The organism is Acinetobacter sp. 802_lipA, assembly GCF_058242885.1.
In genome coordinates, this window is record NZ_JBZAYP010000002.1 from 202,564 (window position 1) to 216,766 (window position 14,203).

At 38.5% G+C, this 14,203-nt stretch carries 13 protein-coding genes and 4 pseudogenes; 11 read left to right on the top strand and 6 right to left on the bottom strand.

Annotation, left to right across the window (positions count from 1 at the left end; genetic code table 11):
* Window positions 1–62 precede the first annotated feature (62 nt).
* A complete protein-coding gene (locus AC4CU3_RS18720; protein ID WP_016539138.1) occupies window positions 63–767 on the bottom strand; it encodes an IS6-like element IS1007 family transposase in 705 nt (234 codons plus the stop codon).
* A gap of 608 nt (window positions 768–1,375) precedes the next feature.
* On the opposite strand from AC4CU3_RS18720, the gene AC4CU3_RS18725 reads away from it, so the two are divergent.
* Together AC4CU3_RS18725 and AC4CU3_RS18730 are read left to right on the top strand one after the other, a co-directional pair.
* Window positions 1,376–1,732: a type II toxin-antitoxin system RelE/ParE family toxin gene (locus AC4CU3_RS18725; RefSeq protein ID WP_183176160.1), complete on the top strand. Its 357-nt coding sequence runs from the start codon at window positions 1,376–1,378 to the stop codon at window positions 1,730–1,732.
* Window positions 1,725–2,027: a helix-turn-helix domain-containing protein gene (locus tag AC4CU3_RS18730; RefSeq protein ID WP_001140620.1), complete on the top strand. Its 303-nt coding sequence runs from the start codon at window positions 1,725–1,727 to the stop codon at window positions 2,025–2,027. The genes AC4CU3_RS18725 and AC4CU3_RS18730 overlap by 8 nt, the downstream gene beginning before the upstream one ends.
* 41 nt (window positions 2,028–2,068) lie before the next feature.
* Here the strand turns inward: AC4CU3_RS18730 and AC4CU3_RS18735 are convergent.
* Window positions 2,069–2,230 (bottom strand): annotated as a pseudogene (locus AC4CU3_RS18735) (IS6 family transposase); the annotation flags it as partial.
* 93 nt (window positions 2,231–2,323) lie between these two features.
* On the bottom strand, window positions 2,324–2,716 hold the full coding sequence (gene cadR, locus AC4CU3_RS18740; protein ID WP_000550240.1) for a Cd(II)/Pb(II)-responsive transcriptional regulator: 393 nt from the start codon (window positions 2,714–2,716) through the stop codon (window positions 2,324–2,326).
* Window positions 2,717–2,805: 89 nt separating this feature from the next.
* Here cadR and AC4CU3_RS18745 point away from each other — a divergent pair, with 89 nt between their 5' ends.
* The 5 genes and pseudogenes from AC4CU3_RS18745 to AC4CU3_RS18765 all read left to right on the top strand — a co-directional run bounded on the left by AC4CU3_RS18745 (window position 2,806) and on the right by AC4CU3_RS18765 (window position 6,388).
* Window positions 2,806–4,086 carry a cation efflux transmembrane domain-containing protein gene (locus AC4CU3_RS18745; protein WP_490738484.1) on the top strand — a complete coding sequence of 427 codons (1,281 nt, stop codon included), beginning with the start codon at window positions 2,806–2,808 and terminating at the stop codon, window positions 4,084–4,086.
* Window positions 4,087–4,149: 63 nt separating this feature from the next.
* Window positions 4,150–4,854 (top strand): IS6-like element IS1006 family transposase, encoded by a 705-nt coding sequence (locus AC4CU3_RS18750; protein WP_017397959.1) that lies wholly within the window; start codon window positions 4,150–4,152, stop codon window positions 4,852–4,854.
* Between the two features lie 52 nt (window positions 4,855–4,906).
* Window positions 4,907–5,086: pseudogene (locus AC4CU3_RS18755) on the top strand (recombinase family protein); the annotation flags it as partial.
* A 362-nt stretch (window positions 5,087–5,448) separates the two neighbouring features.
* Window positions 5,449–5,637, top strand: coding sequence for a cation efflux transmembrane domain-containing protein (locus AC4CU3_RS18760; protein WP_004281886.1), 189 nt, complete (start codon window positions 5,449–5,451; stop codon window positions 5,635–5,637).
* 46 nt (window positions 5,638–5,683) lie between these two features.
* Window positions 5,684–6,388 (top strand): IS6-like element IS1008 family transposase, encoded by a 705-nt coding sequence (locus AC4CU3_RS18765; protein ID WP_001067783.1) that lies wholly within the window; start codon window positions 5,684–5,686, stop codon window positions 6,386–6,388.
* Window positions 6,389–6,558: 170 nt separating this feature from the next.
* Here AC4CU3_RS18765 and AC4CU3_RS18770 read toward each other — a convergent pair whose 3' ends face one another.
* Window positions 6,559–7,617 (bottom strand): 2,3-butanediol dehydrogenase, encoded by a 1,059-nt coding sequence (locus tag AC4CU3_RS18770; RefSeq protein ID WP_004281883.1) that lies wholly within the window; start codon window positions 7,615–7,617, stop codon window positions 6,559–6,561.
* Between the two features lie 267 nt (window positions 7,618–7,884).
* Complete coding sequence (locus AC4CU3_RS18775; RefSeq protein ID WP_004726755.1) at window positions 7,885–9,504, bottom strand: oleate hydratase; 1,620 nt, start codon at window positions 9,502–9,504, stop codon at window positions 7,885–7,887.
* A gap of 603 nt (window positions 9,505–10,107) precedes the next feature.
* Here AC4CU3_RS18775 and AC4CU3_RS18780 point away from each other — a divergent pair.
* The 4 genes and pseudogenes from AC4CU3_RS18780 (at window position 10,108) to AC4CU3_RS18795 (ending at window position 12,646) form a co-directional block, all read left to right on the top strand.
* Complete coding sequence (locus AC4CU3_RS18780; protein ID WP_005028599.1) at window positions 10,108–10,812, top strand: IS6-like element IS1006 family transposase; 705 nt, start codon at window positions 10,108–10,110, stop codon at window positions 10,810–10,812.
* Between the two features lie 698 nt (window positions 10,813–11,510).
* A pseudogene (locus tag AC4CU3_RS18785) lies at window positions 11,511–11,627 on the top strand (hypothetical protein); the annotation flags it as partial.
* Between the two features lie 87 nt (window positions 11,628–11,714).
* Window positions 11,715–11,854, top strand: a pseudogene (locus tag AC4CU3_RS18790) (cation diffusion facilitator family transporter); the annotation flags it as partial.
* Window positions 11,855–12,031: 177 nt separating this feature from the next.
* Window positions 12,032–12,646 carry a thiol:disulfide interchange protein DsbA/DsbL gene (locus tag AC4CU3_RS18795; RefSeq protein ID WP_004281881.1) on the top strand — a complete coding sequence of 205 codons (615 nt, stop codon included), beginning with the start codon at window positions 12,032–12,034 and terminating at the stop codon, window positions 12,644–12,646.
* Between the two features lie 350 nt (window positions 12,647–12,996).
* On the opposite strand, the gene AC4CU3_RS18800 is transcribed toward AC4CU3_RS18795, so the two are convergent.
* Window positions 12,997–14,126 (bottom strand): IS3-like element ISAcsp5 family transposase gene (locus tag AC4CU3_RS18800; protein WP_490738485.1). Its coding sequence is split into 2 segments (ribosomal slippage): window positions 12,997–13,874 and window positions 13,874–14,126, totalling 1,131 coding nucleotides; the frame shifts between segments, so codons are not numbered across the junction.
* Between the last annotated feature and the right edge of the window lie 77 nt (window positions 14,127–14,203).

Consider the following 14,203-nt stretch of genomic DNA (forward strand, 5'->3'; position numbering starts at 1 on the left):
GCAGTTTTGACGGCACTGTTGCAAATAGGGATCTGAGTCAATGATTTTCCCTTCAAAAAAGCTTAGAGACCGAAAACTCTATTTACTAGCCAAACTTCTCCTAGAATATTACCGTTATAAAATAATGAAGCTTGTCCTTTGCGTAGAGCACGCATAACCTCAATTCCTTTAATTGTGGCATAAGCCGTTTTCATAGACTTGAATCCCAACGTAGCCTTGATGATCCGTTTGAGCTTGCCATGATCACATTCAATCACGTTATTCTTGTATTTAATCTGTCGATGGTCCAGGTCTTCAGGACACTTTCCTTCCTGTTTTAGTCGCGACAAAGCACGGCCATAGGTATGAGCCTTATCAGTGTTTATGACTCGTGGAATCTGCCATTTTTTGACATGATTCAAAATCTTACCAAGAAAACAATAAGCTGAATGGGTATTTCGTCTAGCAGAAAGATAGAAATCAAGAGTATGGCCACGTTGGTCAACTGCACGGTATAGATATGCCCATTTGCCATTCACTTTTACGTAAGTTTCATCCATATGCCATAAATGTCGATCTGTAGGATTACGCCAATACCAACGTAAACGTTTTTCCATTTCTTGAGCATAACGCTGAACCCAGCGATAAATTGTGGTGTGATCAACATTCACTCCACGTTCAGCGAGCATTTCCTGAAGTTCACGATAGCTGATGCCATATTTACAATACCAACGAACAGCCCAAAGAATGATTTCACCTTGAAAGTGCCGACCGTGGAAGGGATTCATCTGCTGTATCTCGAAATAAATAAGATATTTAGCTTATCATGTCAGCCTATTTGCAACAGTGCCCATTTTAAATGGTTTATCGCATAGACATTTTAATTGGTGAATAACAGTCTTTTTAAATAGTGTTATTTATCATATACTTGACACAATAAAACCAAAACCAAAAAGATCAGAAAACACACGCTTTCACAACTCGTGTTTTTTTAAGCAGATTTGTAATCTTTCGCCAATAAAATCGTCTAAAAAATGCTCAATTTTGGCATTTTCCCAATGTTCTCAGCTCTTCTAGGGCGAAAACTATCCCCAATTGCTGTGGATGAAATTTAGGCTATTTTGTACGCTTTGGCTCACATCAATCTCGGCCCTTTGCGGCTATCTGGAACAGTAGAATTTTCATATGATTAAGTGGTCAGGAACAGGAAGTTCCATATAATTAAAAATAAGCACCAGGATGGCGCTATATAAGACACGCAAGAGCACAGAGACCTAATGTTCCAATAAAAAACCCTGGCAGGATGCCGGGGTTTTTTATTGCCTATCATTTCTCATTTGCAAAACAAGCATAATGCCTCTAAAATATAGACTATAATCTATATTTTTGTTGTGGTATGTGGACAGTCATTACGACAGATCTATTTAATCAGTGGCTTGAACAGCAAGATGAACCTACACAAGAGAAGGTCCTAGCTGCCCTGGTTGTTCTACAGCAGCAGGGACCGAGTTTAGGCCGTTCTTTAGTAGATACTGTGTATGAGTCTAAATTTACCAATATGAAAGAACTGCGTGTTCAACATCGCGGTAGACCCTTAAGAGCTTTCTTCGCATTTGATCCCTTACGACAGGCTATTGTTCTATGTATTGCTGATAAAGGCGGTAAAAAGCGTTTTTATAAAGACATGCTGGATATTGCAGATGAACAATACCAACTTCATCTCACTACCCAAGGAGATAAATCTAATGGCTAAGACTCTGCAAGAATTGTTAGCTAGCCGCTCTCCAGAGAGCCAAGCCCGTATTCAAAAAATGGCTGATGAATTACTGCTAGAAAATCAGCTTCATCTTATTCGTGAAGAACTCGAAATTTCTCAAAAAGAGCTTGCTGAAACTTTGGGAATAAAACAGCCATCGCTTTCAGCAATAGAAAATCGTGGCAATGATCTTAAGATTTCAACCATGAAAAAGTATGTTGAGGCAATGGGTGGGAAGCTCCGTATTGATGTAGAGCTTCCAACAGGAAAACATATAGGATTCAACGTTTAACAATAAAAATGGGAGCTATAGGCTCCCATTTTTAGATTCGTATAACGTTGAACCCAACGGTAAATAGTCGTGTGATCAACATTCACACCCCGTTCGGCCAGCATTTCCTGCAGTTCACGATAGCTAATGCCATATTTACAATACCAGCGCACAGCCCAAAGAATGATTTCGCCCTGAAAATGCCGACCATGGAAAGGATTCATATGCTGCACCTTTAGCTAAAACAGTCTTCAGCTTACCATTCGTGGTTATTTGCAACAGTGCCGATTTTTTGAAAAAAGCATAGGTCTAGATAATCAAGCTAGATTTTTTAAAACTCCACATTGGTCAATTGTACATAAACCATCACAAGTACCTCTTAAATCAGATAGTTGTTCAATAAGCTTTTGTTGCTTGATTATATTTTCTCTGATAGCACTGACATGTAAGTCAATTAATTCATTCACATCTGAACAATTTTTCTCAGGTTTGTCTTTATAGGTAAGTAATTGACGAATTTCATTCAAACTCATATTTAAAGTTCGGCAATTCAAAATAAATTTAATTCGCTCAACATAGCCTACATCGTAAAGGCGGTAATTTCCTTCCGTTCTTTCCGGTTCCGGAATTAAACCTTCCTTTTCATAAAACCTAATTGTTAATACTGAACATGAGGTTTTTTTAGAGAGTTCACCAATTTTTAAATGCATTGAGTTAGTATTTCCAAAGATTCTTGACTCTATAGTAACTATAGGGATTCTAATATTCAAAGTTTATAATTTTTTTAATGGGTATAATTATGAGTGGTTGTGGATGTAGTAAAGAAACACCATGCGAAGATAAGAAATCTCAACAAGAAAATCATCCATCAATTGCAGAAGCAAACAATTCAAAGAATTGTTATAATACGCTTAGCTGTTGTGGTGAAGAGGAAGAAAAAAAATCTTCATCTCCTTGCTGTAACACTTCAAACAGTTGTGAAGATACCGCTCAATCCTGTTATGGTTCTGATCCCAAAGAAAATTTAAGCACTGAAGACGTTTTAAAAGATTCGCACTACATGAGTGAATACTTAGTTCCCAAAATGGATTGTTCTGCGGAAGAACAGATGGTTCGTATGGCGCTATCTTCAATTGATGGTGTTCAAAAACTCATCTTTGATTTACCTAACCGTTCTTTAAAGGTTCTACATAATCAAAAAGATGAAAATATAACCACCAAACTTGAAGCTTTGGGTTTTGGTGCAAAGCTTGTGAAGACTGAAACTTATATAAGCAATCAACAGGCTAAGCAAACAAGTACCTATACCATTCCTAAAATGGATTGCTCTGCTGAAGAGCAAATGGTCCGTATGGCTCTTGCAGATATTGAAGCAGTTAAAGGTCTTACTTTTGATCTTCCCAATCGAAAACTGAAAGTCTTCCATAATGAAGGGATTCAGCAAATTACAGCTAAACTCGAAGGACTGGGTTTTGGGGCGAAACTTGATGAAACACAGCTTTCTTCAGGCGATATACCTAATGAACCTGATCCTGTGAGACAAGCTAAAGTACTTAAACTGTTATTAGGTATTAATGCTCTACTTTTCTTTATAGAATTCATCAGCGGTATTATTGCTGCGTCTACAGGATTGATTGCTGATTCTCTAGATATGTTTGCCGATGCAGCCGTTTATGGTATTGCGCTATATGCCGTCGGAAAAGCTGCGAAATATCAAATAAAAGCAGCCCATTTCGCAGGTTGGATTCAGTTATTACTTGCTGTTATCGTGATTGTTGATGTCATTAGACGATTCATGTTTGGAAGCGAGCCAGAATCAACGCTCATGATTGTTATTGGCCTGCTCGCACTTATAGCTAACGTGACATGCTTATATCTTATTTCTGGTCATCGAGAAGATGGCGCACATATGAAAGCCAGTTGGATTTTCTCGGCGAATGACGTTGTCGTAAATATGGGCGTTATATTTGCCGGTGTACTCGTGGCGTGGACGGGATCAGCTTATCCAGACTTAATCATTGGCATACTGGTTTCTTTATTCGTACTGAATGGTGCCCGAAAGATTTTGGCTTTGAAGTAAGGGCACTGTTGCAAATAACCACGAATGGTAAGCTGAAGACTGTTTTAGCTAAAGGTGCAGCATATGAATCCTTTCCATGGTCGGCATTTTCAGGGCGAAATCATTCTTTGGGCTGTGCGCTGGTATTGTAAATATGGCATTAGCTATCGTGAACTGCAGGAAATGCTGGCCGAACGGGGTGTGAATGTTGATCACACGACTATTTACCGTTGGGTTCAACGTTATGCTCCTGAAATAGAAAAACGTTTACGCTGGTATTGGCGTAATCCTACAGATCTGAGCTCGTGGCATATTGATGAAACCTATGTAAAAGTGAATGGACGATGGTCTTATCTGTATCGTGCAGTCGATCAACGTGGCGATACCATTGATTTTTATCTTTCTTCTAGACGTAATACCAAATCAGCATATTGTTTTCTTGGAAAAATTTTAAATAATGTGAAGAAGTGGCAAATTCCACAAGTGATCAACACGGATAAAGCACCCACATATGTACGTGCTTTATCACGGTTAAAACGGGAAGGTAAATGTCCACCAGACCTTGAGCACAGGCAGATTAAGTATAAAAATAACGTGATTGAATGTGATCATGGCAAGCTAAAGCGGATCATCAGGGCCACATTAGGATTCAAATCTATGAAGACGGCTTATGCCACAATTAAAGGTATTGAAGTCATGCGTGCACTACGTAAAGGACAAGCATCGTCATTTTATTATGGTCAGCCTCAGGGTGAAGTGTGTCTAATCAACAGGGTTTTCAGTCTCTAAGTACTTTTTAAAGGGAACATCATCGACTCAAATCTCTATTTGCAACAGTGCCATTAAACTCGCCTCGGCTCAAGGGAAGTACAAAGGCCGGGTACATAAATTGAAGCCTGATCAAGCTGACGCTTTGCGACAAGCATGGAAGGAAGGGAAGTATCCTTCAAAAATGGCATTAGGCCAGGCATTTGGAATTAGTCGCCAAGCGGTATACCGTTATTTAAAAGCCGATGAATAACTCAATTGAAATTTACGACTATATTTAGTTTAGCTTATGTAAGCCCAAAATATAAATGTCCGGTTTCTCCAAAGTAAAAATGTCCGCTTTTAGAATACCAAATTTACACTAAGTATTTGATTTTTTATTTTTATAAATTAAAAGATCAACAAGCTAAAAGACGAATACGAGTTCGGATTGACTATGTAGAAGATAGAAATTTCGGAGATACTGAACCTGTTAGTGAAGGGATATCTGAGTTACGTTTACTATTCTTGGTATATAGCCGGTTGCTATAAGATTCCTTTGAAAAATAAGAAATTGCTTTGAAGTTTAAAATGCTTTAATTACTAATAATAATTTCTTTGGAATATTTACTGATTATGTCTCATTCTCATATCCACGGGACAGTCAATTATGGAACTGCTTTTGCAATAGGTATTGTATTAAATTTAGGATTCGTGGCAATTGAAGCAATTTATGGCTGGCATACGGGCTCTATGGCCTTACTGGCAGATGCAGGGCATAACTTAACTGATGTCGGGGGGTTACTTTGGCACTGTTGCAAATAGGCTGACATGATAAGCTAAATATCTTATTTATTTCGAGATACAGCAGATGAATCCCTTCCACGGTCGGCACTTTCAAGGTGAAATCATTCTTTGGGCTGTTCGTTGGTATTGTAAATATGGCATCAGCTATCGTGAACTTCAAGAAATGCTCGCTGAACGAGGCATAAATGTGGATCACAGTACAATTTATCGTTGGGTTCAGCGTTATGCTCCAGAAATGGAAAAACGGTTACGCTGGTATTGGCGTAATCCTACAGATTTACATTCATGGCATATGGATGAGACTTATATCAAAGTGAAGGGGCGATGGACTTACCTGTATCGTGCAGTTGATCAACGGGGTCATACGATTGACTTTTACCTTTCCGCTAGACGGAACAGTAAATCAGCCTATAGTTTTCTAGGAAAGATCTTCAATACGGTGAAAAAATGGCAAATTCCAAGGGTCATCAATACAGATAAAGCAGCGACCTATGGCCATGCTTTATCACGATTAAAGCGAGAAGGAAAATGTCCAGTAGATATTGAGCACAGGCAGATTAAGTATAAAAATAATGTCATTGAATGTGATCATGGTAAGTTAAAGCGAATCATCAGGGCCACATTAGGATTCAAATCTATGAAGACTGCTTATGCGACAATTAAAGGTATTGAAGTCATGCGTGCACTACGTAAAGGACAAGCATCGTCATTTTATTATGGTCAGCCTCAGGGTGAAGTGTGTCTAATCAACAGGGTTTTCGGTCTCTAAGCACTTTTTAAAGGGAACATCATCGACTCAAATCTCTATTTGCAACAGTGCCGTAAATTTGAGAATGAATCTGTACGTACAGACTCATTCCCTATCTATAAAGATATTAGAAATAGCTACATAGAGTTTATTTCTAGTTTATTCAAATTAGTCGTTCAAATTAGGCGTTACTACGGATGAACAATAATTTTTACAGCAGACTCATTATTATGAATCAATGTTTCAAAGCCTTTAGAAACAAGATCATCTAATGCAATCCGTTGGGTAATAAAAGGTTCTAGATTAATCTTACCTTGCTCAACCAAACGGATAGTTTCCTGATGATCATTTACATAAGCAATCGTGCCACGAATATCTAGCTCTTTCATCACCACACTATGCACATTAATTGTGGCAGGATGGCTCCAAATAGAAACGATAACGACTACACCAGTTGGTTTCATTGCTGCAACGAGTGTATCCATGACTTTATTGACACTACTACATTCAAAAGCGACATCTACACCGCGGTCTTCTGTAATTTTCATTACCTCAGCAACTACATCAACCTTAGATGGGTCTAGTACATAATCGGCAACACCCGCTTCTATCGCTTTTTCTTTACGTTTTGCACTCAGTTCAGTAATGATGACCGTGAGACCTTTAGCCTTTAAAATAGCAGATAAAAGTAAGCCTATTGGGCCTGCTCCACCAACCAGTGCGATATCGCCAGCTTTTGCGCCACTTCTGACATAGGCATGATGACCGACAGATAAAGGTTCTATCAATGCTGCTTGGTCTAAAGGAATATCATTTGAAATAGGATGTACCCAACGCCGCTGAACTGCAATTTTTTCAGAAAGACCACCACCGCGTCCGCCTAAACCAATAAAGTTCATATTTTTTGATAAATGATACTTATCATTGGGGCCAGTCGGCACATCGTCAGCAATGATGTAGGGTTCAACTACGACATGTTGCCCAATTTGGATATCATCTACACCCTCTCCAACTGCATAAACCACGCCTGAAAATTCATGTCCCATTGTTACAGGTGCAGATTCTCCCGAAATTGGGTGTGGGTGACCACAAGGTGGAATAAAAATAGGACCTTCCATGAATTCATGTAAATCTGTACCGCAAATACCACACCACGCAACTTGAATTCCAACTGTGCCTGGAAGTACTTTCGGTTCAGGGATATCTTCAATTCGAATATCCCCTCGGTCATAAAAACGAGCTGCTTTCATTTTATATTCCTTATATTGATGTTAACGGTAAACCAGTGCGTACACGGCCTCAACTTTCAATAAAGTATAAAAGGTGTTTGCGTAGGCAATAACCTTACTTTTGATAGGCCAAAAGAAAGCAAAAGCCTTTGTTACCCATACATAACATCCCTATTATGATGGATAACGTGTGGCATCCCTGCCACACTCGTGTATCCAAACGTTGCTTAAATTAAACTATGTAATAGTGGCGACATAAAGGTGCTCTTATCGCTATATATTAAAAACTTAGTGGAACACTGTTTCTAAAGCTTTTAAACCCACTTTGGGATCAAGTAGACCGTTGTAAATTTCAGGGATTTCACGTTCCACCCCAAAAAATTCATAAATGGCAAGCATCGCCCCACGAACTGAATATTCCACAGTAAAGACCACGTCATCTTCAATTTCCACAAACTGTCCAAGGAAAGCAAAGTTTTGTGAGCCTTGTGGAATTACCTGTGGACGATCCCCCGGTTTACGGCAGGCGAATAGGGCAGAGGCGTATGGCATCATGGCGGTAGTAACATCAGTCGTTGCCAAAACATGATCTAAAATGTCGTCAAAACCGAGCTGTTTAATCAGTTCTGTTAGGATTTCTTGCCCCGTGGCTTCGGACATTGGTTTTTTGATGTAATCGCCTATATGGTCAATTTGGAAACCGTAGCCCCATAAGGTATATAAACCTTCAGGTAAGTCGGCAAAGTGTGGCTGTGCAGGAACCACGATGGATAAATGCCAACCCGACTCATACCAAGTCATGAGTGCGCCTGTGCCTGGTTCATTGCCTGTATAGTCAATAATACGTTTAAGTAGCACGTCATCTTTCATGGTCAGAGTGAAAGACTCCCACTTATGTTCATCGACATTGCCATAAAAAGTCATTGGACGGCCAAAGTCTGGGGCTTTTTGTGCCAGCGTTTCCCAAAGCGTCCAGCCATGATCTTCTCGATGACGAATAAGGGCAGGCACGTCATGATTACCGCCATAACGTGAGTCTGCTGTAATAGAGCCTAAAGTGAAAATAGCTAAATCATTGGCTTTCAGATTAATTTGCTCTGAGCCTTCAGGCAATTGTACATATAGGCGTGAAGCGTAGCGTTCTTGAGTTTCAGCATTGGTAATGAAGTCTGCATCTGTGACATAGTGTCCAAAACGCACATCGACGCCTTGTGCGACTAACCAACGCTGTAGGGGCAGAATCATCGAGTCATATTGGTTGTACTTGGTACGTTTCACACCCGCTAAGGTATGAATGCGTGGCAATTCTTGAATAAAACGCAAGAAATAGCGTCTTAACTCTGCTGCACTGTGCCATTTTTGAAAAGCGAAAGTCGTGCGCCACATGCGCCAGAAATTGGTTTCAAAAAAGGTTTCATCAAAAAACTCATCAATGCGGCGACTGCCAATTTTTTCTTCTTTTGAAGCTAATAGGCGCAGCATCTGTGCACGATGTAGCGTATTCAGACCAAGCTTTGCTGCATCCGCAATGACATGTTCGGCATCAATCAACCGTGCATTGGCGTGGGTTTTCACTTTTTCATTAAACTCACGACATTCTTCACGCACCGAAATGTCTGGATTTTCCAAAGATGGAATACTGGAAAATAAGTCCCATAGGCACAAATAAGTTTCATCGGTCAGCATTCGCCCACCACGTGTTACCCAAGCTTGCGCGGCATGCGGTGTATGTCCACCATCCATCGAACCACCTGAAATATCGAGTTCTTCTAAAATATGGATATTTTTGGCAGGGACTTTGGCATCACGGATTGCAAATGCAGCAGCAGCCATACCTGCGATACCACCACCAATAATCCAAAGATGGGACTGTTGTGCGTCTAATGGGGTGCGCTTCTTCTTTTGCATGGTTCACCTTTAATAATGATGTTAAAAACTATGAAGTATAAAATGTGATTTAGAAAAACCTTAAAAATAGTATGACTTTTTATATATGAAAAATGTATGAAATGGGAAGCAATTTACTCATTATATTTTGTAATCAAAAAAATGTAAGTAATGGTTATTTTTAATACACATTTGTATTTTTTTAAAATAAAATATGATTTAAGTAATTGATTTTATTATTTTATAGAGTAATCACTCTATTTTGATCATATTTGTTTGTGTCTGAAGAATGTGTTTGAAACTAGGCTTTCTATTGATCATTAAAAGATATAATTGAATAATAGATCTCTTTCATAAATCAAAAAACGAGCACCTTTTTGATTGATATTTGTACTCTAATTTTCTTAGCATTCGTGCATAATCTGCGGATGAAATACATTGATTCAAAGAAGCTTTCTGAAACACAGTTTAAGCGATATACAGGCATCTCATGGTCAACCTTTTATTTAAATGGTTGAGCAATTGCAGAAGCATGTTCCAGCTAAAGGCAGACCACCCAAGTGGCACTGTTGCAAATAACCACGAATGGTAAGTTGAAGACTGTTTTAGCTAAAGGTGCAGCATATGAATCCTTTCCATGGTCGGCATTTTCAGGGCGAAATCATTCTTTGGGCTGTGCGCTGGTATTGTAAATATGGCATTAGCTATCGTGAACTGCAGGAAATGCTGGCCGAACGGGGTGTGAATGTTGATCACACGACTATTTACCGTTGGGTTCAACGTTATGCTCCTGAAATAGAAAAACGTTTACGCTGGTATTGGCGTAATCCTACAGATCTGAGCTCGTGGCATATTGATGAAACCTATGTAAAAGTGAATGGACGATGGTCTTATCTGTATCGTGCAGTCGATCAACGTGGCGATACCATTGATTTTTATCTTTCTTCTAGACGTAATACCAAATCAGCATATTGTTTTCTTGGAAAAATTTTAAATAATGTGAAGAAGTGGCAAATTCCACAAGTGATCAACACGGATAAAGCACCCACATATGTACGTGCTTTATCACGGTTAAAACGGGAAGGTAAATGTCCACCAGACCTTGAGCACAGGCAGATTAAGTATAAAAATAACGTGATTGAATGTGATCATGGCAAGCTAAAGCGGATCATCAGGGCCACATTAGGATTCAAATCTATGAAGACGGCTTATGCCACAATTAAAGGTATTGAAGTCATGCGTGCACTACGTAAAGGACAAGCATCGTCATTTTATTATGGTCAGCCTCAGGGTGAAGTGTGTCTAATCAACAGGGTTTTCGGTCTCTAAGTACTTTTTAAAGGGAACATCATCGACTCAAATCTCTATTTGCAACAGTGCCTAATTAAATCCCTTACAATTCAAATTTTTCAGCAACGACTTATCTTTGTTAAAATAGTATTAATTTATTTTTTTTAGGACAAACCTTAACAAAATTACAAATTTGTAATTTGGTTGTCATTTAGGTGTATATATCTAGGAATTAGTATATGAAGAAATTATTTTTTGGTCCAAGATATGATTAGATTCAATAATATATATATGAAGATTGTTTTAGTTATTTTTACTATAGTTTTTTCAACCAGTAGTTTTGCTGATGGGGGACTTCGTTTCTTAGAGAAAAATTTAGAAATAATTAACAATGAAAAAAGCAAAGGGTGTGAAGAGAATTAATTCAAAATTATAATGAAGCACATATAACTAGGAAAACTAAAAATTAGTTATTTTTAGTATGGTGTAACTAAGATTAATTAATTTTTTTAAATCGAATGATAAATATATTTATTGTTTTTAATTTATTCTTTACCATTTTCAAATTTTTAAATAATCCGAAAAGACTATTTTAAACTTTAGGGTTACATATGCTCCTATACATAGGCAGGAATAAATATGCAACTTAGTATATTTGCAACAATAGTACTGGAAAGATTCATGTAATAATGCTTAAAACTCTCTAATTAGTTAGGGAGGCATTGGAATTGGAGAAAGAAGTAAAGTGCCCACTAGCAAATGTGGTTATTGGAGGAATTATCTCATCAACCCTTCTTATGTTGGTTTTATTACCAATATTGTCCCGGTGGATAAATGAAAAGAAAGCTTCTTGACCAATTATAGTAAGCAATTTTTAGCAGAAATATTGAGGCTTACTCAAGTCTCTCAGCTAATCGTAAATAGAATAAGGAAACTATTGTATGTCAGAAGATCATTCTCAGAGCCACGCGGCTGTTACTGAAGAGAATAGTAAGAAGCTAATATTTACTGTAGGTTTGACCACTACGTTTTAATCGTAGAAATTATAACCGTTTTTATTACTCAAAGTTTAACTTTTGTGATTATCTAAAAACACATAGCGGTCGAATGGCCATATTAACTGACTTAAAATCAGTCGCATACTTTAATGTAGCGGTTCTGATAGCACAAAAGTTCGCAGCATGAAAACGGAACCGGCATAATTGATTTATAGTGAACCCATACACTAAGCATAATGATTTAGAGGACGATAATCCCAATGAAAAAATTCCTTTTAGGAGCTGTTGCCGCATCTGTTTTGGCCTTTTCAGGCAATGCTATGGCCAATTTTGTGGCAGGTCAGGACTATCAGGTGGTCGCAAAACCAGTCAAAGTCGAAAAACCGGGCAAAATTGAGGTACGTGAATTCTTCTGGTATGGCTGTGGTCACTGTTTCACGTTGGAACCGCATATGCAGGACTGGTTGAAAAAATTACCCAAAGATATCCGTTTTGTACGTACACCTGCTGCAATGAACCCGCTTTGGGAACAGGCTGCACGTGCTTATTATGTTTCAGAAGCCCTGGGTGTGCGTCAAAAAGCACATTTACAGTTATTCCATGATATTCATGACAAGCAGCGTCCAATTTTAGAACAGGCACAATTGGCCAAGTTCTATACCCGTTATGGTATTTCTGAAGAGAAATTTAACACGACTTATAAATCATTCCCGATTTCGTCAAAAATTGCTCAGGCAAAAAATTTGACTGCTCAATATCAGTTAAGCGGTGTACCAGCGGTGACCGTGAATGGTAAATATATTGTGCAGGGCAATGATGCCAAAGTAATTCAGGTGGTAAATTACCTGATTGAAAAAGAGCGTAAAGCCAAATAAGACGCGATTGATTATCTCTAAAAAAAACCTGCATCGAATCTGCAGGTTTTTTTATTTAAACTGGAGGAATGGTTATTTACGTCCTGACTGCCGGATCTGGTGTTTCTATCGGCGGGCGATACCAGTGTAAAATTCCTCGGAATAAGAGCTGCATCTGCAACACGCTTTGCGCTTTAAAGTCATGGGATTGAATATGAATCGTGGATTGTATCTTTACCAGTTCATACCCGATATCTTCATTCAGAAAATGAATTTTCCTTTCTATTTCAACACGCAGAATTAATGTGGTTCCGTTAATTAGACCACTCAATTCAGTTTTATAAGTGATAAATCCGCTCTAAATATTTAAATTATGCTGCCATTACTTTTAGTAAATGTTGATCATAAAATTCATCCGGTGTTGCCTTATTCAAACTTGAATGAGGACGTATCGTGTTATAAAAATCCAAATATTCAGCAATTGATTGTTTCGCTTGTTTAACCGTATCGTAAGCCTTCAAATAGACTTCCTCATGCTTCACGCTGCGCCATAAACGCTCAATCATCACATTATCCATCCATCGTCCTTTCCCATCCATACTGATACGGATATTTCGCAATTTTAACTCATTCAAAAATGCCTCGCTTGTGAATTGACTGCCTTGGTCTGTATTAAACACCTCAGGACAACCATATTTCACAATTGCTTCTTGCAACGCATCTATGCAAAAGTCTGTTTCCATACTGATCGATACTCGATGAGCCAGTACTTTACGACTATGCCAATCTATAATTGCACACAGATAGACAAAGCCTTTAGCCATAGGAATGTACGTGATATCTGTACACCAGACTTGATTAGAGTGATCGATGACCATGTTTTTCAACAGATATGGGAAAATACGGTGTGCAAGATTAGGCTTACTGGTATTGGGTTTTGGATACAAAGCATGTATTCCCATCAAGCGCATTAAACGTCGGACTTTACGCCGACCTATTTGATGCCCTTGACGCTGTAGCATATCTCGTATCATTCGACTGCCCATAAATGGGTAGTCGAGATGAATTTCATCGATTAGACGCATCAAACTCAAATCAGTTGATGAAATCTCTTTGGGCTTGTAATACAACGTACTGCGATTGATTTGAATCAATTGCGATTGTTGTCGTACCGAAAGTTGATGGGTCTTATCGATCATTTTTTGCCGCTCAGCTGCCCTATTTTTCTGAGCGCACCTTCTAAAAAATCAATTTGCAATGCCTGATGTCCTATCTTGGCATGTAGAGCTTTGAGGTCAATCTCTGGTTCTTGTTGTGCTGTTGGTCGTGAAAAAATATTGACTGATTGCTCAAGCAGTTGATTTTTCCAATCGATGATTTGGTTTTGATGTAAATCGAATTGAGTAGAAAGTTCAGCGAGTGTGTGGTCGCCTTTAATTGCTGCGAGAGCAACTTTAACTTTAAACTCTGCTGAATGATTACGACGTTTTCTTCGTGTCATGGTTGACTCCAAAAACAAGCATTTCCCATGCTTATTGGGGAGTAGATTATCACTTATAGGCGTGGTCTAAAATCCTA

Excerpts from the sequence above, each read along its gene's own strand:
- AC4CU3_RS18720 (WP_016539138.1), bottom strand. The coding sequence starts at position 767 with ATGAATCCCTTCCACGGTCGGCACTTTCAAGGTGAAATCATTCTTTGG.
- AC4CU3_RS18725 (WP_183176160.1), top strand. The coding sequence starts at position 1,376 with ATGTGGACAGTCATTACGACAGATCTATTTAATCAGTGGCTTGAACAG.
- AC4CU3_RS18730 (WP_001140620.1), top strand. The coding sequence starts at position 1,725 with ATGGCTAAGACTCTGCAAGAATTGTTAGCTAGCCGCTCTCCAGAGAGC.
- cadR (WP_000550240.1), bottom strand. The coding sequence starts at position 2,716 with ATGCATTTAAAAATTGGTGAACTCTCTAAAAAAACCTCATGTTCAGTA.
- AC4CU3_RS18745 (WP_490738484.1), top strand. The coding sequence starts at position 2,806 with ATGAGTGGTTGTGGATGTAGTAAAGAAACACCATGCGAAGATAAGAAA.
- AC4CU3_RS18750 (WP_017397959.1), top strand. The coding sequence starts at position 4,150 with ATGAATCCTTTCCATGGTCGGCATTTTCAGGGCGAAATCATTCTTTGG.
- AC4CU3_RS18760 (WP_004281886.1), top strand. The coding sequence starts at position 5,449 with ATGTCTCATTCTCATATCCACGGGACAGTCAATTATGGAACTGCTTTT.
- AC4CU3_RS18765 (WP_001067783.1), top strand. The coding sequence starts at position 5,684 with ATGAATCCCTTCCACGGTCGGCACTTTCAAGGTGAAATCATTCTTTGG.
- AC4CU3_RS18770 (WP_004281883.1), bottom strand. The coding sequence starts at position 7,617 with ATGAAAGCAGCTCGTTTTTATGACCGAGGGGATATTCGAATTGAAGAT.
- AC4CU3_RS18775 (WP_004726755.1), bottom strand. The coding sequence starts at position 9,504 with ATGCAAAAGAAGAAGCGCACCCCATTAGACGCACAACAGTCCCATCTT.
- AC4CU3_RS18780 (WP_005028599.1), top strand. The coding sequence starts at position 10,108 with ATGAATCCTTTCCATGGTCGGCATTTTCAGGGCGAAATCATTCTTTGG.
- AC4CU3_RS18795 (WP_004281881.1), top strand. The coding sequence starts at position 12,032 with ATGAAAAAATTCCTTTTAGGAGCTGTTGCCGCATCTGTTTTGGCCTTT.